Source organism: Lysobacter sp. Root916 (assembly GCF_001429785.1).
In the GTDB taxonomy this organism is placed as follows: domain Bacteria; phylum Pseudomonadota; class Gammaproteobacteria; order Xanthomonadales; family Xanthomonadaceae; genus Lysobacter.
The window spans coordinates 190,558-212,482 of sequence record NZ_LMJF01000001.1 but is presented as its reverse complement, the minus strand read 5'-3'; the positions used below and the strand labels follow the sequence as shown (position 1 = coordinate 212,482).

Genomic DNA, 21,925 nt, shown 5'->3' with positions numbered 1-21,925 from the left:
TCATCGGACCGAGATCTGCGATGAACAGCCACGAGCAACCCACACCGCGCCCTCTTCTGTTCTATCTGGCGATCGCCGCGGCGGTCGCGCATGCGCCCTTGGTCTGGTTGATGCGCACCTTCAGCGGGCCCTGCGGCGATGGCTTGTGCGGGTTCTGGGAAGCGATCTTCCTGTGGCTGATGTCGGGCTTCGGCGGCGTGGTATTGGCGCTGGTCGGCTGGGCGCGCGGCGAGCGGCCACGTTGGCTGGTGGCGCTGGTGCCGGTGGCCTTGGTCGTGCCGGTGGCCGTGTTGTTTATCACGGCGACGTTGACCCAGGGCTAGGTCGAAACGCTGCGCGACGACATGCCGCACAGCGCATCGCGCTTTGGGGTAGGAGCGGCGTGAGCCGCGATCGGGGAGACAGATACGCTTGCGCAAGATGGTCACGAGCCCTGCGCCAGGCGCGTCGTATGTGTTGTGGCGTGGTCGCGGCTTGCGCCGCTCCTACAGGATGCTGGCGGCGGTACCGCGCATTTGCACGCGGCGCCTACCCTAGAGCAGCTTGCCTAGGCGGATTGAAGCGCGCGCAGGGCCGCGCGCAGCGGCGTGCGCAGGGTTGCGGGGCGGCAGCGTTGCAGGTCGATCTTGGGGGTCGCATGCCAGCGCGCACAGTCGTCGATCGCGCGGGCGATATCGGCGATCAGGGCCTCGTCGGCGACGACGTCCTCTTCCAGGAACAGCGCCTTGACCTCGAACACGCCCTCGCGGCGGTGCGCCTTGGCGTCGAGGCGGCCGACCAGACGACCGCGCGCGAGGATGGGCAGCACGAAGTAGCCGTAACGGCGCTTGGGCTCGGGGGTGTAGCACTCCAGGGTGTAGTCGAAGCCGAAGAATTCGCTGGCGCGTTCGCGATCCCAGACCACCGGATCGAAAGGCGACAGCAAGGTGGCGTGGCTTGCGCGCAGGCGTCCCGTCGCGGCCAGCGCGAGCGCGGCGGCGTGGTCGGGATGCACGTAAGCCGGCGCGTCCCAGCCCTTCACCGCCACCCGCAGCAAGGCGCCCTGCTCCACCAGCGGGTCCAAGTCGGCGTCGCGCAGGCGCGGTTTGGTGCGGTAGTAATCGGCGATCCAGCGCGCCTGGGTCAGGCCCAGCGCGCGCACGGACTTGAGCAGGGTCTCCCGCCGTACCGTGGCGATATCCAGGCGCGCGGTGTTCCAGTCGGGCACGACGCTGCCGGCCACGCGCTCGGTGAGGTCGTAGACGCGGTGAAAGTTCTCGCGCCGCGCGACCATCAGTTCGCCCAAAGCGAACGCAGCTTCCAGCCAGCGCTTCTCGTCCTTCCAGCCCCACCAACCGCCGCCGCCCGCCTGCTCGCGCTCGAAGTCGGAGGATTTGACCGGGCCCAGGCCGCGTATGTGTTCGAGCAGGCGCTCGATCTTGGCGCCGCTGCTGCTGCGATGGGCCTGGGCGTTGCGGATCGCCCAGTGATGGGCGCGCTGCGGCATGGCGTTGCGATGCAGCAGGTAGTCGCTCATCGGCGCGAAGCAGGCTTCGTGGGCCCAGACCTCGAAGATCTCGCGCTGGGCCAGCAATTCCTCCAACCAGGTCTGCGGGTAGGCGCCCAGGCGCGAGTACAGCACCAGATACGGGCTGCGCGCGACGATGTGGATGGTGTCGATCTGCAGCAGTTGCATGCGCGCGATCGCGGCCAGCAGGTCGGCCTTGCGCGCGCGCCGGCGCGGACGCGCGAGCAGGCCTTGCGCGCTCAGGTGCAGCGCGCGCGCCTGCGCGAGCGTCAGGACGGGCGCCGCGACCGCGGTCTTCATCCGGCCAGGCAGGTCCGCAGCAGTTCGGCCAGCAGCGGCTGCAACTTCGCGGCCTTGGCTTCGTCGTAGGCGAAGCTGGCCTCGTCCATGTAGTTGCGCTGGCTCAGTTCCAACTGCACCGCCTGCACGCCGGTCTCGGGCGAGGCGTAGTGACGGGTAATGTAGCCGCCCTTGAAGCGGCCGTTGACGATCCAGTCGTAGCCGCCCTGCCCGGCCAACACCGCTTCCAGGCGCGTCTGCAACTGCGGCGAGCAGCTGGCGCCGCCGGAAGTGCCCAGGTTGAGATCCGGCAGGCGGCCCTCGAACAGGAACGGCAGTTCGCTGCCCTTGATCGAATGGCCTTCCCACAGCACCACGCGGCCGTGCTCGCCGCGCAGGCGCGCGAGTTCGGCGTCTAGATTCTCGTGATACGGCCGCCAATATTTCTCGACGCGCTCGGCGACTTCCTCAGGCGACGGCGTCTGGCCGTCCAGGTAGACCGGCTCGCCGGTGAACTGCGCCGCCGGGCACAGGCCGGTGGTGTTCTGACCGGGGTACAACGAGGTGTCGTCGGGCGGGCGGTTGAGGTCGACCACGTAGCGCGAATAACGCGGCACCAGGATCGAGGCGCCCAGCTCGCGCGCGAACGCGTACAACACCGACACATGCCAGTCGGTATCGGGCGCGCGCCGCGCCGAGGGCTGCATGCGCTCGGCCAGCGCCGGCGGGATCGCGCTGCCGTCGTGCGGCAGGCTGATCAGCAGCGGCGCACTGCCGTGGTGGAGTTCGAAGACCGGTTCGGTCGGCGCGGGGACGGTGCTCATGGCGGTTCAGGGTTTCAGCTGGCGCTCGAAGAAGTCCATGGTACTGCGGTGCACCTGCATCCAGGTCGCGTAGCGCAGGAAGAAGTGGTCTTCGTCGGGGATGACCAGGGTTTCCAGCGCCACGCCGCGCGCACGCAGGCGCTCGACCAGGTCCACGCTCTGGCTGAACTTGACCGCGCGGTCGTCGTCGCCGTGCACGAACAGCACCGGCGAGCGCCAGTTCTCGACCTGCGCGACCGGCGAGGACTGCCCCGCCAGTTCCAGTTCGTCGGGCTTGAGGCCCCACAGGCCGCTGTTGTCGCCGCCCTTGGCGCTCTCGCGCCAGTCGTGCACGCCGTGGCGGTCGACGCCGGCGGCGAACAGATCGGAATTGCGCGACAGGGCTTGCGCGGTCAGATAGCCGCCGTAGGAGCCGCCGTAGATGCCGATGCGGCGCGCGTCGACCTCGGCCAGGCCGGCCAGGTGCGCGCGTGCGGCCAGCACGTCCTGATATTCGCTGGCGCCGCGCGGGCCTTGCTTGGCCGCGCGCCGGAATGCCTGGCCGTAACCGGTGCCGGCGCGGAAGTTCAGCGCCAGCACCACGAAGCCGCGGCTGGCCAGCCACTGATTGCTGGCGTAGTCGTTGTAGTAATAGCTGCTGTAGTGCCAGCCCGGCAGCATCTGCCGGATCGGCCCGCCGTGCACGTAGATCAGCGCGGGGCGCTTGCCCTTGAAGCTGGCCGGCGGCAGGAACACGGTCGCATGCGAGACCACGCCGTCGGCGGCGCGCAGCGTCAGCGTCTTGGGCTCGACCAGCGCCTGCGCCGGGAACGCCGCCGGCAGCTGCGCGGGGAAGATCCGGCGCGGCTCGCCGCCTGCGGCGGGCATCACCGCAATCGCGGTCGGGCGGCGCGCGTCGGCATGACGGAACGCGATCCATTGCGCGCCGGACAGCGGCAACGGATCGGTGGCGATCTGGCCGTCGCCGCTCAGGCGCTTGGGCGCGGCGCCCTCGGAGGCGGCGTACAACTGGCGGCGCTCGATGTCGTCGCAGTTGGCGCTGTAGACCAGGGTGCCGGTCTCGCTGAGGCCCGCGGTTTCGACTTCGCAGTCGCCGCGACTCACCGCGACCGGCGCGCCGCCGTCGGGCGACAGCGCGTACCAGTGCAGCCAGCCGTTTTCTTCCGAACTGAACAGCAGGCGGCCATCGCAGCCCCAGCGCAGTGGCTCGGGCACCGCGAACTGGGCGTAGCCGCCGGCCGTGTCGCCCGAGCGGAACAAGCGACGCGCCACGCCGCTGTCGGCATCGGCGACCCAGACCTCGAAAGGATTGGCCGCGGTCAGATCGAAGGCCTGGCCCGGACGCGTGCCGGCCGTGCGCAGGAAGGCGATGCGCTTGCCGTCCGGCGACCAAACCGGCGCGCTGTCGTTGTTGTAGTCCGGGGCGATCCAGCGCACCGAGCGCGCAGCCAAATCGAGCACGCCGACGAAGCTGTGATCGCCGCGGTTGCTGACGAACAGCAGACGGCCGCCGTCCGGCGAGAAGCCCGCCGCACTGTTGGCGCCGCGCGTCTTCAGCAGCGCTTCCACGCACCAGGCCGGCGCCTTGGCGAACGCATGCGCATAGCAACCCACGCCCTTGCCCTGCACGATCAGCGCGTCGCCGCCGGGCGCGAAACTCACGCTACGGCCCGCGGCCACGCGCTTGGGCGCGATCGCGCCGTCGGTAGGCACCGCCCATACCGCCTGTTCGGCGCCGTCGGGATCGCCGGTGGGGTTGCTGGCGTTGCCGGCCGCGTCCGGACCGCCGCCGCGCACATACGCCAGGGTGCGGCCGTCGGCGCTGAGCGCGAGCGAGCTCAGCAACTGGCCGTCGTCTTCGGCGTAATCGGTGAGCTTGCGCGGCGCGAACTCCGGCGCGCGCGCGACCCAGAGGTTGCGCGCGCCGCGCTCGTTGGCGACCCACGCGATGACCGGCGCCTTGGCCGCGGCCACCGGCGCTTCCGGCTGCGGTGCGGACAGCAGGTCGGCGATCTCCATGCCCTGCGCCGACGGCGCACCGACCAGCGCGCCCACCAGCATCCAACCCTGCCACCGCTGCTTCATGCGTTTCGCTCCGTGATTGTTGGATACGGGTGTTCGGTACGGCCGCTACCGCGACTCAACGCATCAGCACCACTTCCTCGGCGCTGGTGGGATGGATCGCGATGGTGTCGCGCAGGTCCTCGAGGGAAATGCCGCGTTTGAGCGCGACCGCGAAGCCCTGCAGGATCTCGTCGGCGGCCTCGCCCATCAGGTGGATGCCGACCACGTGGCGCTCGTCGCCGATGCAGATCAGTTTGAACAAACTGCGCTGCGGAGAATTGGCCAAAGCGTGCAACATCGGCCGGAAGCCGGCGCGGTACACGTGCACCTGGTCGCCGTGACGCTCGCGCGCCTGGGCTTCGGTCAGGCCGACCTGGCCGATCGGCGGATGCGAGAACACCACGGTGGGAATGTCGCGCTGGTCCAGCAGCGCGCTGGCGCCGCCGTAGAGACGGTCCATGAGCCGGCGCGCGGCCGCGATCGCGACCGGGGTCAGGGCGGGATCGGCGGTGACGTCGCCGACCGCGTGAATGCCTTCGACGTTGGTGGAATGGCGCACGTCGACCTGGACATAGCCGTCCGCATCGACGAGCACGCCGGCCGCCTCCAGGTCCAGCGACGCGGTGTTGGCCCTGCGCCCGGTCGCGAACAGCAGGCGGTCGTAGCGCTCGCTCAGCGCACCGCCGGTATCGCGCAGGCGCACGCCCTCGCCGTCGCGCTCGACCGCGGACAGGTGGTAGCCCAACTGCAGATGCACGCCGGCGTGGCGGTAATCCTCGGCCAACTGATCGACCAGTTCGCCATCGAAACCGTCCAGCAGCCTGCCGCGCACCAGCAGATCGACGTGGCTGCCCAGCGCCTGCAGCAGGCCGGCCAGTTCGACCGCGATGTAGCCGCCGCCGACGATGGCCACGCGTTCGGGCGCGGCGGTCCATTGGAAGAAATCGTCGGACACGCCGCCCAGTTCGGCGCCCGGCAGCGACGGCCGCAGCGGATGCCCGCCGGTGGCGATCAGGATGTTGCCCGCGCTCAGACGCACGCCGTCCATGCATTCGACGGTGCGCGCATCGATGAAGCGCGCGCGCATCGGCGCGACCACGATACCGGCCGCGTCGAGGCGGCGGCGGTAGCTGTCGTGGATGTTGGCGATGTAGCGCTGGCGGTGGGCGATGAAGGTCGGCCAGTCCAGCGCCGGCGCTTCGCCGACGTCGAAGCCCAGATCGCGCGCCATGCGCAGGCGGCCGGCGACGTCGGCGGCCAGCCACATCGCCTTCTTCGGCACGCAGCCGACGTTGACGCAGGTGCCGCCCAGCAGATGCGGTTCCAGCAGGGCGACGCGGGCGCCGTGTTCGGCGGCGCGGAAGGCGCCGGCCAGGCCGCCCGAGCCGCCGCCGATCACGATCAGGTCGAAGTCGCGTAGTACGTCGCTCATGCGAATCGCTCCGGTCGATAGGGCGTGGGATCGATCGCGGGCGCGCGCCCGCCGATCAGGTCGGCGACGAGTTGGCCGGTGCCGGCGCTCATGCTCACGCCCATCATGCCGTGTCCGGTGGCCAGCCACAGGCCGTCGCGGCCGGGCACGCGGCCGATCAGCGGAATGTCGTCGCTGCTCATCGGACGCCAGCCGTACCAGCGCTCGCGTTCGACCGGGCCGACCGGCTCGTGCAGATACTCGGCCGCGCCGCGCTCCAGCGCGGCCAGGCGACGCGGATTGAGGCTGTCGTCGTAGCCGGAGAATTCCATGGTGCTGCCCAGGCGGTAGCCGCTGCCCCAGGTGGTCACGCAGACCTTGCGCTCGCGCAGCACCACCGGCCGGCGCGGCACGCGCGCCGGGCGGTCGTAGGTGATCGAATAGCCTTTGCCGGGCTGGATCGCGCGCTTGAGTCCGGCCAGACCGATCGCATCGGACAGCTGCGGCGACCAGGCACCCAGCGCGAGCACGACCTCGCGCGCATGCAGCGCCCCTTGGCTGGTGCCCAGCGCGACGCCCGCGCCGTCGGTGTCCAGCGTCTGCAGGCGGCAGCCCTCGACGATCACGCCGCCGCGCGCGCGCACCGCCTGCGCCAACGCATCGACGTAGCGATCCGGGCGCAGCACCGCATCGTGGTCGAAGCGGATCGCGCCGGCCAGGCCGGGTTTGAAGGCGGGATCTTCGGCCTCGTAGCGGCGGCCGTCGATCAGTTCGATGCGGATGCCGAGCTCGCGCAGCAGGTCGAGTTCGATCTGACCGGCGGCGAACGTGCGCTCGTCGCGGAACACGTAGTCGACGCCGCTTTGTTCGAACTCGCACCGCAGGCCGTAATCGCGCACCCAGTCCTGCAGGCGCTCGCGCGAGTCGTTGAGCAGCGCCGATTTGGCCAGCGCGCTCTGGCGCCAGTCGCGCGCATTGCAGCGCAGCGCGAAACGCAGCAGCCAGCCCCACAGGCGCGGGTCCAGGCGCGGGTGCACGTACAGCGGCGCATCCGGGGTGAGCATCCAGCGCAGCGCCTGCGCGATCACGCCGGGCGCGGCCAGGGGCGTGGCGTGACTAGGCGTAATCGTTCCACAGTTTCCGTGCGAACTGCCGCTGCCCAGGGTGTTGGCTTCGAGCACGCAGACCCGGCGCCCGTCGTTCAGCAAGGCCAGCGCCGAGGCCAGGCCGATGACGCCGCCGCCGACGACGGCGATGTCCGTGTCGCGCACCGCGTCCGCACGCGCGTTTTGCAGGGATTCACTCGACAAGGCAGTGCTCGGGTCGATCGAAGATCCGGAAGTGTGACCGCAATCCTGCGGCGGGTGTCATTCGCGGCTTGCACCATCGAAAAACGCGTCGCCCGGGCACTTACGGTTCAAAGACTCGGCGAGCCGACCCCGCAGCGATGCGCCGGCCCGCGTGAGTAACGGAATAAACAGTAACGGATGTGGACTCCATCCACCAACCATCTTTCGACACTTTGGGGAATCACGCACATGCAAGCGAAGACCGCCCTGCTTAGCGCCGCCATCGTCGGCGCGCTCACTCTGCTGGCCAGCCAGTCCGAAACGCTCTCCAACGCCGTGCAACGCCACGCGCCGGGTTTGGGCCAGGCCGCGACCGCCGACGTCGGCCGCACCGCCCATTCGCATCCCGCCGGCAGCGGCCTGCAGCCCCTGCTGGCTCGGGCCGCCGACGGCGCGCGCCCCGGCAGCGAGCAGATGTTCGCCTCGACCTCGCCCGCCGAAGCCGACGCCTCGCCGGCCGCGGACCGCGCGCGCGGCCTGCTCGAAGGCCCGGCCGCGCGCGAAGCGCACCGCGTCGCCGCCGACGGCTTCGTCGCCCGCGACGTGATCGTCGACCGCGACGGCACCGAGCACGTGCGCATGGACCGCAGCTATCAGGGCCTGCCGGTGATCGGCGGCGACATGGTCGTGCATACGCGCAACGGCAAGCTGCTCTCGATCACCCAGGGCGACGAGATGAAGACCTTCGCGCGCCCAGGCATCAAGCCCACGCTGAGCGCGGCCCAGGCCGAGATCGAAGCCGGTGCGGCCTTCGACGGCTCGGTGACCGAAATCGAATCGACGCGCCTGGTGGTGTTCGCACGCGGCGGGCAGCCGACCCTGGCCTATCAGGTCGACCTGCTCGGCGATCGCCGCAACGATCAGGCGCCGGGCAACATGACCTATTACCTCGACGCCGCCAACGGCAAGGTGCTGCTGGAAGACGACCGCTTCCACTCCGCCGCGGCCACCGGCACCGGCAAGACCCTGACCCTGGGCAACGTCGGCATCGGCACCAACTCGGTCAGCGGCGGTTTCCAGATGACCGACGTCACCCGCGGCAGCGGCTCGACCTGGGACGCGAACAACCGTCAGAGCACCTCCGGCGCCACGCTGTTCAGCGACAGCGACAACAGTTGGGGCAACAACACCGTGTCCGACCGCGCCACCGTCGCCGCCGACGCCCACTACGGCGTGGCCGCGACCTGGGACTATTACAAGAACACCCACGCCCGCAACGGCATTTCCAACAACGGCGTGGGCGCCAAGAGCTACGTCCACTACGGCACCAACTACGTCAACGCCGGCTGGAACGGCGTGATGGTCTACGGCGACGGCGACGGCGTGACCTACCGTCCGCTGGTAGCGCTGGACGTGGCCGGCCACGAGATGACCCATGGCGTGACCGGCGCCACCGCGCGCCTGGGCTACTACAACGTCAAGGACGCCGGCGGCCTCAACGAGGCGGTGTCGGACATCTTCGGCACCCTGGTGGAGTTCACCGTCAACAACGTCAACGACCCGGGCGACTTCGTGATCGGCGAGGAGATCTTCATCAGCAATCCCGGCGACAAGAAGGGGCTGCGCCTGATGTTCAAGCAGGACGCCGACGGCAAGTCCTTCGCCTGCTATCCGTCCGGCGGTTTCAGCGCCTCGCTGGCCTATCAGCGCGGACCGCACGATCCGCACAACACTTCCGGCGTCGGCAACCGCCAGTTCTATCTGCTCAGCCAGGGCGCCGTGGCGCCCAGCGGCTTCGGCTATACCAATGCGCAGATGGTCTGCAACGGCGACACCAGCCTCGTCGGCATCGGCCGCGCCAAGGCCGGCGCGATCTGGTACCGCGCGCTGACCCGTTACTTCGTGTCCAGCACCACCTATCCGCAGGCGCGCACTGGCACCCTGCAGGCGGCGGCGGATCTGTACGGCAACGGTTCGGCCGAATACCAGGCCGTGGCGCGCGCCTGGTCGGCGGCGGCGGTGAACTGATCCGGATCGCAGGCTCCACCCGAACGGCCCGCACCCGCGGGCCGTTCGCGTTCAGGGCAGCGCGGGCAGGACCGGCTGGCGCAACGCGGGCCGACGCGCGTAGGTGAACCAGCGCCACAGCCATTCCATCGGGCCGTAACGCAAGCGCGCGAACCACAGGCGCGCGAATGCCAGTTGCAAGCCGAACAGCACGCAAGCGCCCAGAATCTGCGCCACGCGCGAGGCCTCGCCCCACAGGCCCAGGCCGTAGCCGTAGAACACCAGGGTGCCGATCACCGACTGCATCAGGTACAGGGTCAGCGCCATGCGTCCGGCCGGCGCGAACGCCAGCGGCCAGCGCGCGCCGCGCTCGAGCGCGCGCACGATCCAGGCCAGGTAGGCCAGCGACATCAGCGGCGCGGCCAGCATCTGCAAGGTGGTGGCGAACATGTCCGAGGCGCTCAAGGTCCTGCCGGTCAGCACCGGCTCGCTGTCCACCGCCAGCCCGATCAGGGTGATCGCCAGGCCCAGCGGCCCCGCGCCCCAGCGCAAGGCGGCGTAGAAGCGCGGATAGCGCGCGGGCGCGACGATGGCGCCGCTGCGCACGAACCAGGCGCCGATCGCGAACAGGCCCAGCGCCATCGGCACGAACATCCAGTAGCTGGGCAGGGTCGCCGCCACGAAGTAGTCCCAGCGCAAGGCGCTGGCCTGCGCGTAACTGCCCTGCGCATAAGCCGCTATCTCGCGTGCGCGCAGGGCCTGATCGACCGCGAAGTCGCCCAGGTCCGCCGCGTCCTGGCCGACCAGCGCGATCGCCAGCGAGCTCAGCAGCAGCATCGCCACCAGCATCAGGTTCAACAAGGCGCCGATCGGCCACAGCGCGCTCTGCGGCGCGTTGCGCAGGAGCAGCAGCGCGAACGCCGCCAGCGCGTAAGAGACCAGGATGTCGCCGGACCAGATCGCGAGCGCATGGATCAGGCCGATCGCCAGCAGGCCCACGCTGCGGCGCAGGTACAGCGGCAGGAAATCGACGCCGGCCGCACGCGCGCGTTCGCTCATGCTGGCGAAGCCCATGCCGAACAGCAGCGCGAACAGGGTCCAGAACTTGCCCTGCACGAAGATATAGACGAAGCCGTCGGCCAGCCGGTCCGGCCAGGCCTGCGCGGGCGCGATGCCGGTGCCGACGTCGAACAGGGAGCCGGTGAAGGATTCGACGTTCATCAGCAGCACGCCGAGCAGGGCGATGCCGCGCAGCGCATCGAGGCTGACGATGCGCTGGCTGGACGCGAGCGGGCCCAGGGCGGCCGGAGCTTGGGAATTCATGCCGGCACTCTACGCGCCGTACCCAGCGCGGCGGATCGGCTGGAAGTTTGGGGCAATGAGTGTGCCAGCAACGAAAACGGCCCGCAGCGCGGGCCGTTTTCTTGTCGATGCGCGGCGCAGCTTAGTGCTGGTGACCGCCGTCGCCGTGCACGTGGCCGTGCTCGACTTCCTCGGCGCTGGCCTCGCGCACTTCCACGATCTCGACCGCGAAATGCAGGTCCTTGCCGGCCATCGGGTGGTTGAGGTCGACGTCGACCACGCTCATGCCGACCTTCTGGATCGTCACCGCGCGCGGGCCGAAGTTGGTCGGCAGCACGGCCTGCATGCCGGGCTCCAGGCGCGCGTCCTTGAAATACTTCTTCGGCACGCGCTGGGTCAGGCCTTCCTGACGCACGCCGTAGGCATCGGCCGCGGCCACGTCGACTTCGAACTTCTCGCCGGCCTCGCGACCGTCCATGGCGGTCTCCAGGCCCGGGATGATGTTGCCGTGGCCGATCAGGATCGCCAGCGGATCGCGGCCTTCCGAGCTCTCCAGCGGCTCCTGGCCCAGCTCGTGGGCAGCGCGCTCGGAGACGGTGTAGTGGAAACGGACGACGCGATCTTTCTCGATTTTCATTGCGGGACTCGACTGGCGGCCGACACAGCGGCGCGGATGGGTAAGAAAGCGGCGACGGCGGTAGGCCGGCGCGGCGAAGGCTTGTCGTCGCCGGCGCCAGCCGCCAAGCTAACGGCCGTGACGAAGGCCGCGCATTATCCCGGCAACACCGCCCCCGCGCCAGCGCGCGGCGCGAGCCCGTGGCCGGTCGCGGCGCCGCGCTGGCTGGCGATCGGCCTGGCCTGCGCCCTGCTCGCGGCCTGCGGCGGCGGTCGCGAAACCGTGCGCCGCCCCGCTCCGACCATCAGCCCCCGGGTCTGGCCGGTGGTCGAGCCGGCCGACCCGGCCTCGGCCAATGCGGTGCTGATGCGCGCGATCAGCCTGGTCGGCACGCCCTACCGCTACGGCGGCAATACCCCCGAGGGCGGCTTCGACTGCTCCGGCCTGGTCAACTACGTCTACCGCGACATGCTGGCGCTGACTCTGCCGCGGACCTCGCGCGACCTGGCAGGCTTTCAGGGGCCGAAGATCGCGCCCGAGCGCCTGGCGGCCGCCGACCTGGTGTTTTTCGGCAGTTCCGGCAACGTCAGCCACGTCGGCATCTACGTCGGCGAGGGCCGCTTCGTGCACGCCCCCAGCACCGGCGGCACGGTCCGTCTGGACCGTCTGGACGGGCCCTACTGGCGCGACCATTACAGCGGGGCGAAACGGGTTCTGAAGTAGTCGGCGGCCAAAATGTGAGCAAAATCACAGGCTTGTTAACGGACTGCTAACGAAATTTGAACCTTCTGCTCCCTTTCGGCAGGCATGATCGCTCGGTGTTGATTCAGTGATGACCGCGTGACGACCCAGCTTCTCCGCCAAGGCCGCCCAGCAGCCACCACCGCCCCCCGCCTTGCGCGGGCCGCATTCCGCATTGCATTTGCCCTCTGCCTGGCCGCCCTGGCGCTGCCGGCGCTGGCGCAGGAGCAGCCCTCCGCCGTGGCCTCGTTGGCCGGCGGTTCGGCCATGAGCGGCGACTCCGCCGACACCCCGGCCCCGGCCACCCGCCACCTGCTGCCCGACGCGATGACCCTGCCGGATCGCGCCCTGCTGCTGGCCACCGATCTCAACCGTCTGCTGGCGCCCGGCGCCGCGAACCTCAACAAGACCAACGCCAGCGCCGCTCCGGCCGGCGAAGGCCGCATCAAGGGCATGCTGCAGCGCGCCCTGGCCCTGCTCGGCACGCCCTACCGCTGGGGCGGCAACTCCCCGGACAAGGGTTTCGATTGCAGCGGCCTGGTCGGCTACGTGTTCCGCAACGCCCTGGGCATCGAGCTGCCGCGCGTCTCGCGCGAGATGGCCAAGACCGGCGAGCTGATCAGCGACCGCGACGACCTCAGCGAAGGCGATCTGGTGTTCTTCGGCCGCAAGGGCCGGGTCGACCACGTCGGCATCTACCTGGGCGAAGGCCGCTTCGTGCACGCCCCGCGCACCGGCAAGGACGTGACCGTGTCCAGCCTGGACACCGGCTACTGGAGCGGCAAGTTCATGGAAGCGCGCCGGGTCGAAGGGATCTGAAGCGCTAAGCCGCTAAATCTCCAATAAGAAGGCCGCCTCAGGGCGGCCTTTTTTGTTCCTGCCTCGCCCCTACCCACCTCCGCCTTTTCAACGGCGGGAACCGCCTAAGGGCTCACAGCGGGTCGGAACTCTGGCTGAGGTAGCGCTCCACCGTCGCCTCGATGCCCTTGCTCAGCTCCATCACCTTGAGCGCGTACTCGGCCAGGCGCTTGTCGTCCTCGCTGGTCGGGGTCCAGGGCGGTACCGGGGTCGGCTTGCCTTCGACCTGGTCCATGGCCACGAACACGATCACGCAGTGGGTGCACAGCCGCTCCTCGGGCTCGCCGTCGTCCAGGCCCGGGTCGCGCGCCTTCACGTCGACCGCGAAATGCATGCTGGTGGTGCCGGTGTGGATCAGCTTGGTGTGCACGGTGACCAGGTCGCTGATCCGGATCGGGGCGACGAAGCGGATCCCACCCACCGCGACGGTCACGCTGTACTTGCCGCTCCAGCCGACCGCGGCGGCATAGCCGGCCTGGTCGATCCACTTCATCACCATGCCGCCGTGGACCTTGCCGCCGTAATTGACGTCGGTGGGCTGGGCGAGGAATCGCAGGTTCAATTCGCGCTGTTGGCCTTTCATGCCGCCACTCCCTTGCACAGATGACGGACCACGGCCGCGCCGACGCCGAGCACGGCGCCGCGCAGGCGTTCGTCGGTAAGCACCCCGGTCTCGGGCAGGCGCTCGGCGGCCGCGCCCACCGCGACCTGCTGCGGCACCACCAGCAGGCCGAGCTTGGACAGCGCGTCGCGCAGCACCAGCAGCGAACGGATTCCGCCCAGCGGCCCCGGCGAGGCCGAGACGATGCCGGCCATCTTGTCCTGGAACAGCAGGGTGCCGGAGCGGCCGTCGGCGGTGGCGCGCGACATCCAGTCCAGAGTGTTCTTGACCAGCGCCGGCATCGAGCCGTTGTACTCGGGCGTGCTGATCAGCAGGCCGTCGCAGCCGGCCATCAGCGCCTGCAAGCGGTGCACGTTGTCGGGCATGCCGGCGGCCTCGAGATCGCCGTCGTAGACCGGCAGCGAGTAGTCGCGCAGATCGATCAGCTCGACGTCCGCGCCCGCGGCGCGCGCGCCTTCGGCCAGGATCGGGATCAGGCGGCGATTGTAGGAAGCCTGACGCAGGCTGCCGGCGAAGGCGAGCAGGCGCGGACGCGGCGGCGGGGTGGCGATAGTGCGGTCGGCGTCGGGCGCGCGCGGATCGGAGGGGCTGGCGGACATGCGCTGGCTCCGTGAGTCGGGGCGCCGATTATGCGCACAGCCGCCGTGCTTGCGGCGATACGCGCGACCGGCGATGCTCGCCGCGATCGCTCGGGGAGACAGGACATGGGACGCACGATACTGGCGGTGCTGGCAGGGCTGGTGGTGGCCTGGATCACGATCACGCTGTGCGAGTTCGGCGGGGTGATCCTGCATCCGCCTGCGCCGGGCACGAACCTGGCCGACCCCGACGCGCTGGCCGCGCATATCGCCGGCGCGCCGCCGGCCGCGATGGCGCTGGTGCTGCTGGGCTGGGTCGCGGGTGCGTTCGACGGCGGCCTGGTCGCGGCGCTGATCTCGCGCCTGCACAAGCGCGGCGCGGCCCTGACCATCGGCGTGCTGGTGGTGCTGGGCGTGATCGCCAACAGCCTGATGATCCCGCACCCGCTGTGGATGACCGTCGCCGGCCTGCTGCTGCCGATCCCGGCGGCCTGGCTGGCCTCGCGCCTGGTCGGGGGCCGACGCAAGGACGCCGCATGAGTCGCGGCGAGGTGCGCAACGCCGGCAAGGCGATCCTCTACACCGTCGGCCTGTTCGCGGCCGCGTTCGCGATCGGCGCCTGGCTGGCTGGCTACGCCGCACCCGGCCACGAAGCCGCGTGGTGGATCAGCGGGGCGCTGCTCGCAGTCGGCCTGGTGGTCGGCCTGAAAGTATTGGAAGCCGCTGCGCTGCTGGCCGCGCCCTTCTGGCTGGCCAAGATGGCCGCGCGCTGGGCGGTCACCGGCAAACCGCTGGACCCGCGCCAGGACGGCGACCGCCACGACTGGATCGCCTATCTGCTGTTCGTTCCCTCCTACGCCTTGTTCGCGCTGCTGACCGGCGCCGGCATCGGCTTCGTCGGCGGCGGACTCGGCTTCTTTTTGAGCGCGTTGCTGTACGGCGCGGTCGGAGTGGTGCTGGGCGCGGTGGCGGCTAGGGTTTTGTTGAAGCATGCGTTGGATGCGGGCTAAGGCTGGCAGCGACGCGCGACGATGCGGTTCGCCTTTGGCTCACCGCATCCTACGGGCTGTCGTCGACGCTCCGACCGCGCTCTGAAGTCACTTCTTCCGGCCCAGGCAAATGGTGCTTGGGCTCTCGCGGAGATGATGGTCGCAGGAGCAAGGGCATTTGCGCCTGCAGCGCTGCACTACCCTCACCCCAACCCTCTCCCGCAAGCGGGAGAGGGGGCTCAATGCTAGAGCGTGGCGTAGACGCGAAGCAGGCCGCCTGCCAACTCACTTCGCCGGCGCGACGAACTCTCCATAGGCCTTGAGCTGCTCAGCCACCGCCTTGCCATCGCCGACCACCACGATCGACTGATCGGCCGGCACGAAATACTTCTTGGCCAAGGCCTGCACCTGCCCAGCATCCACCGCTCGAATGCGCGGCACATACTGCCCCAGGAAATCCGACGGCAGCCCCATCAGCCACTGATTGGCCAAGGTCGCCGCGACCGAACCCTGCTGCTGGTTGCTGATCATGTAACCGCCCGCGATGTAACGCTTGGTGTCCTCCAGCTCCTGCGCCGGCACCGCTTCCTGGCCCAGACGCTCGAACTCGTGGAAGAACTCCTTCAGCGCCGCGCCGGTGACCTCGTTGCGCACGTCCGCGCCGCCCTGCACGCGCCCGCCGGCGCGCGCGGCCTGCAGGCCCGCGCTGGCGCCGTAGGTGTAGCCCTTGTCCTCGCGCAGGTTCTGATTGACGCGGCTGCTGAAACCGCCGCCCAGCACCGTGCTGGCCAACTGCATCGGCACGTAGTCGGGATCGGTGACCGGAATCGCCGGGCGCCCCAGGCGCAGCGTCGACTGCACGCTGCCGTCGCGCTGGATCAGCACGAAGCTGGGCTTGGCCTCGCGACGCGCGGGCGCCGTGTCGGCGATCGCCTCGCCGCTGGCTTTCCAGTCGCCGAAGGAGGCCTGCGCGAACTTGAAGCCGTCCTCGGGCGTGACCCGGCCGGTGATCACCAGCAAGGCGCGATCGGGACGGAAACGGCGCGCGTGCTCGGCGCGCAGCTGCTGCGGCGTGATCGCCGAGATCATGCTCTCGGTAGGCTGCGTGCGCGCGTAGGGATGGTCGCCGTAAGTAGCCGTCAGCAGTGCGCGCGAAGCCTTGAACGAGGGCTGCGCTTCGGCCGCCTTCAGCGCCTGCAGGGCGTTGGCCTGGGCCAGCTTGACCTCGCCGTCCGGGAACGCCGGCGTGCGCGCGATCTCGGCCAACAGAGCCAGCATCGGCGCGGCGTTGGACACCAGCGCATCGCCGTAAAGGTTGATGCCGTCGTTGTTGGCCGAAGCGCCAACGCTGCCGCCGTAGCCTTGCGCCGCTTCGGCGATGGCCTTGGAATTGCGCTGCGCGGTGCCTTCGTTGAGCAGGCCCGCGAGCTGCGCGGCAAAGCCGGACGCGTCGGCCGCATCGGCGGCGTAGCCGGCGTTGCGGATCGCCAGCACGTAGTCGACGCGCGGCATGCCGTCGCGCGGCAGCACCCACACCTCCAGGCCGTTGGACAGCGTCTTCTTGACGATGTTGGGCACGGGCAGCGGGCGGTCGGGCGCGTATGCGGGCAACTGCGCGGGCAGCGCGGCCTTGGGGCCGGCCTGCGCGGCGCCGGCGAAAGCCAGGCTCAAGGAGATCGCGACGGCGATCAGGTTCGGATGGGTCTTCATCGTCGTCTCCTCAGTTCTTCTTGGCGGCGGCGGGCGCGGCGGCCGGGGCCAGCATCGCCGCGGGCTTGCGGTCGATCACGGTGCGGTTGGCCGGGGTCAGATAGGTCTTGGCCACGCGCTGTACGTCGGCCGAGGTCACGCCTTCGATCCAGCCCGGAATCTGGTTGACCACCCCGGCATCGCCCCACAGGGTCTGCAGCTTGGCCAGCGCGTCGGCGCGGTCGATGAAGGTCTCCAGGCCGTTGTACCAATTGGCCAGCAACTGGGTCTTGACCCGCTTCAGCGCGGCATCGTCCACGCCCTGATCGGCGACCTTGGCGATCTCTTCGTCGAACGCCTTGAGCAGCGCGTCGGCGCTGGAGGTGGGCTTGTACAGCGCGTTGACCACGAACAGGGTCGGGCCGTCGTATTCCCACTCGCTGGTCAGGCCGTACAGCAGCTCCATGTTGAGCGCGAGCTCGCGACCCTTGACCGTGCCCTGGTAGAAACGCGAAGCGTCGCCGTCGGCGAGCAGCGCGCCCAGCACCGCCATCGGCGCCTGGTCCTTGCTGCCGCGGTCGGGCATCTTCCAGCCCACCGCGATCGCCGGCACCTGGGCCAGCGCGTCGGATTGGACGATGCGCTTCTCCTGGGTGTTGAGGCCTTCGCGATAGTCCGGCGCGGCCGGCGTCTTGCGCGCCGGGATCTCGCCGAAGTACTTCTGCGCCAGCGCGAAGCCCTGCTCCGGCGTGATGTCGCCGGCCAGGCCGAGCACGGCGTTGTTGGGGCCGTAATAGTCGCGGTGGAACGCGGCCACGTCCTCGAGGCTGGCGTTCTCCAGGTCCTGGAAGCTGCCGTAGCCGTCGTGGTTGTTCTCCCACTTCTGGAACGCCTGCTGGCCGATATCGATCCACATGAAGCCGCCGTAGGGCTGGTTCTTCACGTTGACCCGGATCTCTTCCTTGACCACGTCCTGCTGGTTCTTGAGCGTGGTCGGGTTGAAGTCCAGGGTCTTCATGCGGTCGGCTTCGAGCCACAGGATCGGCTCCAGGGCCGAGGCCGGCGCGACTTCGATGTAGTTGGTGAAGTCGGCACGGGTGGAGCCGTTGTTGCGGCCGCCACCGCCGGTGATCACCCGGTCGAACACGCCTTCCTTCGCGTTCGGCGTGCCTTCGAACATCAGGTGCTCGAACAAGTGGGCGAAGCCGGTGCGGTTCTTGGGCTCCAGGCGCATGCCGACGTGGTAGACCACGCTGACGCCGACCGTGGGCGAGGTGTGATCCTCGGACACGACCACGGTCAGACCGTTGTCGAGTTTCTTGACCGCGACCGGCAAGGTCCAGCGATCGGCGTCGGCCGCAAATGCGGCCGAAGTCGTCGTCAGGCCGGCCAGCAGCAGCGCGAGATGGCGCAGGCGCATGGAAGTCTCCGTTTTCCCCAGAAGACGCCCACCCTAACCTTGCCCGGCACCGGCATACCGGGCCAGAAGTCACGTGAAGACGCGGCGCTTAACGCGGACCGGGCGCGATGCGGGAATAAGCTGCAAAATCGCGCGCCGATGCTGGCTGCGCCTGCGCGAATCGCCGACACTGTGCGCCCCCTCGCATGCCCCGAACCCGCCCGATGCCATCGCTGCGCCAAGCCGCACTCGCTCTCGCCCTGTCCCTGGTCGCCACAGGAAATGCCGCCGCCGGCAGCACCGCCGCCGAAGCCCTGCTCCCCGAAGCCAGTGCCTATTCCAGCTGGGACAGCTGGCGCCAGCCGGTGGCGCCGTTCCGCGTCGCCGAACGCAGCTGGTACATCGGCACCGCCGGCTTGAGCGCGGTCCTGATCAAGACCGACGCCGGCGCCGTGCTGATCGACACCGGCCTGCCGCAGGCCGGCGACATGCTGCTGAAGCACATGCGCGCACTCGGCGTCGAACCTTCGCAGCTCAAACTGATCCTGCACAGCCACGCCCATATCGACCACATCGGCGCCCTGGCGCAGATCCAGCGCGCGACCGGCGCCCAGGCGGTCGGCAACGCCGAGGCCGCGGTGCTGCTGGCGCGCGGCGGCAGCGACGACATCCACTTCGGCGAGGGCATGCTGTTCCCGCCGGTGCAGGTCCAGCGCATCGTCATGGACGGCGAAACCGTCGAGCTCGGCGGCCTGCGCTTCACCGCGCATTTCACCCCGGCGCACACGCCCGGCAGCATCAGCTGGACCTGGGACGACCGCATCGACGGCAAGCCCGCCCACATCGCCTACGCCGACAGTCTGAGCGCGCCCGGCTACCAGTTGGTCGACAACCCGCGCTATCCGCACATCGCCGACGACTACCGGCGCGGTTTCGCCGCCGTGCGCGCCCTGCCCTGCGACCTGCTGCTGACGCCGCACCCGGACGCCAGCGGCTGGGACCCGGCCGACACCGCCGCCCCGCACAAAACCCCGATGAGCTGCCGCGCCTACGCCGACAAGGCCGAGCGCGCGTTCGACAAGACCCTGGCCGAACAAACCGCCAAGGCCAAGGAAGCCCGCTGATGCCCTACACCCCGATCGTCGCCACCCTGGGCTATGTGCTGTCGCCGGACGGGCGCGAGGTGCTGATGGTCCACCGCAACGCGCGTCCCGACGACCACCAGCTGGGCAAGTACAACGGCCTGGGCGGCAAGCTCGAGCGCGACGAGGACGTGGTGGCGGGCATGCGCCGCGAGATCTTCGAAGAGGCCGGCATCGTCTGTGACGAGCTGCACCTGCGCGGCACCATCAGCTGGCCCGGCTTCGGCAAGCACGGCGAGGACTGGCTGGGTTTCATCTTCACCATCACCCGCTATACCGGCACGCCGTTCGCGAGCAATCCCGAGGGCACGCTGGAATGGGTGCCGCTGGAGCGCCTGCACGACCTGCCGATGTGGGAAGGCGACCGCGAATTCCTGCCGCTGGTGTTCGACGCCGACCCGCGCGCCTTCCACGGTGTGATGCCGTACCGCGACGGCCGCATGCAGTCCTGGCGCTACTCTCGCGCTTGAAGCCGGCGCGCGCGAAACCGGCGCGCCTGAAACCTCAGCGTCGCGCCTCCGTCGCCATGCGCACCGCCAGCGCGGCCAGCACCGTGCCCATCAGCCAGCGCTGCACCGACAACCAGGTCGGGTGACGGCCGAGAAACGCGGCCATGGCGCCGGCGCTGATCGCGATCGCTGCGTTGACGGTCACGCTGATCGCGATCTGCAGGCTGCCCAGGGCCACCGACTGCGCCAGCACGCTGCCCTTGGCCGGATCGATGAACTGCGGCAGCAACGACAGATACAGCACCGCCGCCTTGGGATTGAGCAGGTTGGTCATCAGGCCCATCGCGAACAGGCGCCGCGGGCTGTCCTGCGGCAACTCGCGCACCTGGAACGGCGAGCGCCCACCCGGCTTCAGCGCCTGCCAGGCCAGGTAGCCCAGATAGACCGCGCCGGCCATGCGCAGCGCGTCGTAGGCGTAAGGCACCGCCATCACCAGCGCGGTGATGCCCAGCGCCGCACACAGCATGTAGAACACGAAGCCCAGCGCGACGCCGCCCAGCGAGATCAGGCCCGCCTTGGGCCCCTGGCAGATCGAGCGCGAAATCAGATAGACCATGTTCGGCCCGGGTGTGAGCACCATGCCCAGCGCGATCAGGGCGAAGGCGATCAGATTGGCGGTGTCGGGCATCGCAGGGGCTCCGGGAAGTAACGCGCCGCGCGATCGTCGCGCGGCACGGGATCAGGCGCTGTCCTTGCCGGCCGCCTCGGCCGACTCCAGGCCGACGTTGGTCGACGCCGCCTCGTAGACCGCACGGTCGAGCAGGCCGGTCTCCTTGGCCACCAGCACCGGCACCAGCATCTGCCCGGTCACGTTGGTCATGGTGCGCATCATGTCGAGCACGCGGTCGATCGCGTACAGATAGCCGATGGTCTCCAGCGGCAGGCCGGCGGCGCTGAGCACCACCGTCGCCATCACCACCGCCGTGCCCGGCACGCCGGCGGTGCCGAAGCTGCCCAGCACCGAGGCCAGCATGATCACCAGGTACTGCGACAGCGACAGGTCCAGGTCCGCGTATTGGGCGATGAACACCGCCGCCATCGCCGGATAGATCGCGCCGCAGCCGTCCATCTTGATGGTCGCGCCCAGCGGCACCGCGAACGCGGCGTAGTTCTTATCCACGCCCAGGTTGTGGGTAACGCTGCGCAGCGAGACCGGCAGCGCGGCAAAACTCGACGAGGCCACGAACGCGACCTGCATGCCCGGGAACGCGCCGCGGAAGAACTTCAACGGATTCAGACCGTGCGCAAGCAGCAGCGCGCTGTACACCACCGCGATGTGCAGGCCGCAGGCCAGGTACAGCGCGATCACGAACTTGCCCAGCGGCAGCAGCTTCTCGAAACCGTAGCCGCCGATCAGCGCCGCGATCAGGCCGAAGGTGCCCAGCGGCGTGAACTCCAGCACGAAGCGGGTGATCTGGATCATGGTGTCGCTGGCTTCGCCGGCGAGCTTGCGCAGCCCGGCCACGCGATCGCCCAGCTTGACCAGGGCGAAGCCGATCAGCCCGGCGAAGAAGATCACCTGCAGGACCTTGCCCTCGGCCATGGCCTGGAAGGGATTGGACGGCACCACGCCCAGCAGCACGTCGATCGCGGGCGGCACCTCCTTGGGCTTGTAGTCCCCGGCGATCTGCAGCGTGCCCACGCCCTCGCCCGGCGCCACCAGATGCGCGACCGTCAGGCCGACGCCGACCGCGAGCACCGCGGTGAACGCGAACCAGGCGAAGGTGCGCCCGCCCAGCGCGGCCACCGATTTCTGTCCATGCAGGGAGGCGACCGCGTTGATCACCGCGAACAGCACCAGCGGCACCGCGATCATCTTGATCAGGGTCACGTAGAGCTTGCCCAGCGGCCCGAACCAGGTCTCGGCCGCGGGGCCCATCAGCCAGCCGGCGAGCGCGCCGAGCACGAAACCGCCCAGCACCCGTTGCCAGAACGGGATCTTGAACCAGGCCGACACCAGGGTCATGCGCATACCTCGCCGCGACGAACCAGCACCTTAGCCGAGGCGCCCGACCGCGGCGACCCCCGCCGGTGCAACACCGGTATCCCATTCCAGCAACAACCGCAGGTCATAATCGCGGTTTCGTCCGCCACCGGTC

21 protein-coding genes are annotated in these 21,925 nt (G+C 69.6%); 8 read left to right on the top strand and 13 right to left on the bottom strand.

The window, feature by feature from the left end:
- Window positions 1-20: 20 nt before the first annotated feature.
- Window positions 21-323 (top strand): hypothetical protein, encoded by a 303-nt coding sequence (locus ASE35_RS00995; RefSeq protein ID WP_057162699.1) that lies wholly within the window; start codon window positions 21-23, stop codon window positions 321-323.
- A gap of 224 nt (window positions 324-547) precedes the next feature.
- Here ASE35_RS00995 and ASE35_RS00990 read toward each other — a convergent pair whose 3' ends face one another.
- Genes ASE35_RS00990 through ASE35_RS00970 form a run of 5 tightly spaced genes read right to left on the bottom strand, consistent with a single transcriptional unit; the run spans window position 548 to window position 7,395 of the window.
- Complete coding sequence (locus tag ASE35_RS00990; protein ID WP_057162698.1) at window positions 548-1,807, bottom strand: crosslink repair DNA glycosylase YcaQ family protein; 1,260 nt, start codon at window positions 1,805-1,807, stop codon at window positions 548-550.
- Complete coding sequence (hutG, locus tag ASE35_RS00985) at window positions 1,804-2,610, bottom strand: N-formylglutamate deformylase (protein WP_057162697.1); 807 nt, start codon at window positions 2,608-2,610, stop codon at window positions 1,804-1,806. Before hutG ends, ASE35_RS00990 begins: the two co-directional genes overlap by 4 nt.
- A 6-nt stretch (window positions 2,611-2,616) precedes the next feature.
- On the bottom strand, window positions 2,617-4,695 hold the full coding sequence (locus tag ASE35_RS00980; RefSeq protein WP_057162696.1) for a prolyl oligopeptidase family serine peptidase: 2,079 nt from the start codon (window positions 4,693-4,695) through the stop codon (window positions 2,617-2,619).
- A 55-nt stretch (window positions 4,696-4,750) separates the two neighbouring features.
- A complete protein-coding gene (gene gorA / locus ASE35_RS00975) occupies window positions 4,751-6,106 on the bottom strand; it encodes a glutathione-disulfide reductase (RefSeq protein WP_057162695.1) in 1,356 nt (451 codons plus the stop codon).
- Window positions 6,103-7,395, bottom strand: a complete 1,293-nt coding sequence (locus ASE35_RS00970; RefSeq protein ID WP_200956979.1) for an FAD-dependent oxidoreductase — start codon at window positions 7,393-7,395, stop codon at window positions 6,103-6,105. The genes gorA and ASE35_RS00970 overlap by 4 nt, the downstream gene beginning before the upstream one ends.
- 228 nt (window positions 7,396-7,623) lie before the next feature.
- On the opposite strand from ASE35_RS00970, the gene ASE35_RS00965 reads away from it, so the two are divergent.
- Window positions 7,624-9,402, top strand: a complete 1,779-nt coding sequence (locus tag ASE35_RS00965; protein ID WP_235568792.1) for a M4 family metallopeptidase — start codon at window positions 7,624-7,626, stop codon at window positions 9,400-9,402.
- 51 nt (window positions 9,403-9,453) lie between these two features.
- Here ASE35_RS00965 and ASE35_RS00960 read toward each other — a convergent pair whose 3' ends face one another.
- Complete coding sequence (locus tag ASE35_RS00960; protein WP_057162694.1) at window positions 9,454-10,704, bottom strand: DUF418 domain-containing protein; 1,251 nt, start codon at window positions 10,702-10,704, stop codon at window positions 9,454-9,456.
- Window positions 10,705-10,825: 121 nt separating this feature from the next.
- On the bottom strand, window positions 10,826-11,320 hold the full coding sequence (locus tag ASE35_RS00955) for a peptidylprolyl isomerase (RefSeq protein ID WP_056172755.1): 495 nt from the start codon (window positions 11,318-11,320) through the stop codon (window positions 10,826-10,828).
- A gap of 36 nt (window positions 11,321-11,356) precedes the next feature.
- Between ASE35_RS00955 and ASE35_RS00950 the strand changes: the two genes are divergently transcribed.
- Window positions 11,357-12,022: a C40 family peptidase gene (locus ASE35_RS00950; protein WP_082611061.1), complete on the top strand. Its 666-nt coding sequence runs from the start codon at window positions 11,357-11,359 to the stop codon at window positions 12,020-12,022.
- Between the two features lie 192 nt (window positions 12,023-12,214).
- On the top strand, window positions 12,215-12,859 hold the full coding sequence (locus ASE35_RS00945; protein WP_235567165.1) for a C40 family peptidase: 645 nt from the start codon (window positions 12,215-12,217) through the stop codon (window positions 12,857-12,859).
- A 112-nt stretch (window positions 12,860-12,971) separates the two neighbouring features.
- Here ASE35_RS00945 and ASE35_RS00940 read toward each other — a convergent pair whose 3' ends face one another.
- Together ASE35_RS00940 and ASE35_RS00935 are read right to left on the bottom strand one after the other, a co-directional pair.
- The gene (locus ASE35_RS00940; protein ID WP_056172749.1) at window positions 12,972-13,481 is read right to left on the bottom strand and encodes a hotdog domain-containing protein; all 510 of its coding nucleotides are present in this window, start codon (window positions 13,479-13,481) and stop codon (window positions 12,972-12,974) included.
- Window positions 13,478-14,119: an NAD(P)H-dependent oxidoreductase gene (locus ASE35_RS00935; protein ID WP_082607359.1), complete on the bottom strand. Its 642-nt coding sequence runs from the start codon at window positions 14,117-14,119 to the stop codon at window positions 13,478-13,480. Before ASE35_RS00935 ends, ASE35_RS00940 begins: the two co-directional genes overlap by 4 nt.
- 105 nt (window positions 14,120-14,224) lie before the next feature.
- Between ASE35_RS00935 and ASE35_RS00930 the strand changes: the two genes are divergently transcribed.
- Both ASE35_RS00930 and ASE35_RS00925 read left to right on the top strand, forming a co-directional pair.
- Entirely contained in the window at window positions 14,225-14,638 is a 414-nt protein-coding gene (locus tag ASE35_RS00930) for a hypothetical protein (RefSeq protein WP_057162693.1), read from the top strand.
- Window positions 14,635-15,108, top strand: coding sequence for a hypothetical protein (locus ASE35_RS00925; protein WP_057162692.1), 474 nt, complete (start codon window positions 14,635-14,637; stop codon window positions 15,106-15,108). The genes ASE35_RS00930 and ASE35_RS00925 overlap by 4 nt, the downstream gene beginning before the upstream one ends.
- Window positions 15,109-15,372: 264 nt before the next feature.
- Here ASE35_RS00925 and ASE35_RS00920 read toward each other — a convergent pair whose 3' ends face one another.
- Complete coding sequence (locus tag ASE35_RS00920; RefSeq protein ID WP_056172742.1) at window positions 15,373-16,797, bottom strand: pitrilysin family protein; 1,425 nt, start codon at window positions 16,795-16,797, stop codon at window positions 15,373-15,375.
- Window positions 16,798-16,807: 10 nt separating this feature from the next.
- Window positions 16,808-18,196: a pitrilysin family protein gene (locus ASE35_RS00915; protein ID WP_057161429.1), complete on the bottom strand. Its 1,389-nt coding sequence runs from the start codon at window positions 18,194-18,196 to the stop codon at window positions 16,808-16,810.
- 203 nt (window positions 18,197-18,399) lie between these two features.
- Between ASE35_RS00915 and bla the strand changes: the two genes are divergently transcribed.
- Window positions 18,400-19,299 (top strand): subclass B3 metallo-beta-lactamase, encoded by a 900-nt coding sequence (gene bla / locus ASE35_RS00910; protein WP_082611060.1) that lies wholly within the window; start codon window positions 18,400-18,402, stop codon window positions 19,297-19,299.
- A complete protein-coding gene (locus ASE35_RS00905) occupies window positions 19,299-19,787 on the top strand; it encodes an 8-oxo-dGTP diphosphatase (protein WP_056172736.1) in 489 nt (162 codons plus the stop codon). The genes bla and ASE35_RS00905 overlap by 1 nt, the downstream gene beginning before the upstream one ends.
- Window positions 19,788-19,821: 34 nt before the next feature.
- On the opposite strand, the gene ASE35_RS00900 is transcribed toward ASE35_RS00905, so the two are convergent.
- Together ASE35_RS00900 and ASE35_RS00895 are read right to left on the bottom strand one after the other, a co-directional pair.
- Window positions 19,822-20,454: a LysE family translocator gene (locus tag ASE35_RS00900; RefSeq protein ID WP_057162691.1), complete on the bottom strand. Its 633-nt coding sequence runs from the start codon at window positions 20,452-20,454 to the stop codon at window positions 19,822-19,824.
- Window positions 20,455-20,505: 51 nt separating this feature from the next.
- A complete protein-coding gene (locus ASE35_RS00895) occupies window positions 20,506-21,792 on the bottom strand; it encodes a dicarboxylate/amino acid:cation symporter (protein ID WP_057163379.1) in 1,287 nt (428 codons plus the stop codon).
- Window positions 21,793-21,925: the final 133 nt, after the last annotated feature.

What these genes read in the sequence shown, in the direction of transcription:
- ASE35_RS00995 (WP_057162699.1), top strand. Translation starts at nt 21, where the DNA reads ATGAACAGCCACGAGCAACCCACACCGCGCCCTCTTCTGTTCTATCTG.
- ASE35_RS00990 (WP_057162698.1), bottom strand. Translation starts at nt 1,807, where the DNA reads ATGAAGACCGCGGTCGCGGCGCCCGTCCTGACGCTCGCGCAGGCGCGC.
- hutG (WP_057162697.1), bottom strand. Translation starts at nt 2,610, where the DNA reads ATGAGCACCGTCCCCGCGCCGACCGAACCGGTCTTCGAACTCCACCAC.
- ASE35_RS00980 (WP_057162696.1), bottom strand. Translation starts at nt 4,695, where the DNA reads ATGAAGCAGCGGTGGCAGGGTTGGATGCTGGTGGGCGCGCTGGTCGGT.
- gorA (WP_057162695.1), bottom strand. Translation starts at nt 6,106, where the DNA reads ATGAGCGACGTACTACGCGACTTCGACCTGATCGTGATCGGCGGCGGC.
- ASE35_RS00965 (WP_235568792.1), top strand. Translation starts at nt 7,624, where the DNA reads ATGCAAGCGAAGACCGCCCTGCTTAGCGCCGCCATCGTCGGCGCGCTC.
- ASE35_RS00960 (WP_057162694.1), bottom strand. Translation starts at nt 10,704, where the DNA reads ATGAATTCCCAAGCTCCGGCCGCCCTGGGCCCGCTCGCGTCCAGCCAG.
- ASE35_RS00955 (WP_056172755.1), bottom strand. Translation starts at nt 11,320, where the DNA reads ATGAAAATCGAGAAAGATCGCGTCGTCCGTTTCCACTACACCGTCTCC.
- ASE35_RS00950 (WP_082611061.1), top strand. Translation starts at nt 11,357, where the DNA reads ATGGGTAAGAAAGCGGCGACGGCGGTAGGCCGGCGCGGCGAAGGCTTG.
- ASE35_RS00940 (WP_056172749.1), bottom strand. Translation starts at nt 13,481, where the DNA reads ATGAAAGGCCAACAGCGCGAATTGAACCTGCGATTCCTCGCCCAGCCC.
- ASE35_RS00935 (WP_082607359.1), bottom strand. Translation starts at nt 14,119, where the DNA reads ATGTCCGCCAGCCCCTCCGATCCGCGCGCGCCCGACGCCGACCGCACT.
- ASE35_RS00930 (WP_057162693.1), top strand. Translation starts at nt 14,225, where the DNA reads ATGGGACGCACGATACTGGCGGTGCTGGCAGGGCTGGTGGTGGCCTGG.
- ASE35_RS00925 (WP_057162692.1), top strand. Translation starts at nt 14,635, where the DNA reads ATGAGTCGCGGCGAGGTGCGCAACGCCGGCAAGGCGATCCTCTACACC.
- ASE35_RS00920 (WP_056172742.1), bottom strand. Translation starts at nt 16,797, where the DNA reads ATGAAGACCCATCCGAACCTGATCGCCGTCGCGATCTCCTTGAGCCTG.
- ASE35_RS00915 (WP_057161429.1), bottom strand. Translation starts at nt 18,196, where the DNA reads ATGCGCCTGCGCCATCTCGCGCTGCTGCTGGCCGGCCTGACGACGACT.
- bla (WP_082611060.1), top strand. Translation starts at nt 18,400, where the DNA reads ATGCCATCGCTGCGCCAAGCCGCACTCGCTCTCGCCCTGTCCCTGGTC.
- ASE35_RS00905 (WP_056172736.1), top strand. Translation starts at nt 19,299, where the DNA reads ATGCCCTACACCCCGATCGTCGCCACCCTGGGCTATGTGCTGTCGCCG.
- ASE35_RS00900 (WP_057162691.1), bottom strand. Translation starts at nt 20,454, where the DNA reads ATGCCCGACACCGCCAATCTGATCGCCTTCGCCCTGATCGCGCTGGGC.
- ASE35_RS00895 (WP_057163379.1), bottom strand. Translation starts at nt 21,792, where the DNA reads ATGACCCTGGTGTCGGCCTGGTTCAAGATCCCGTTCTGGCAACGGGTG.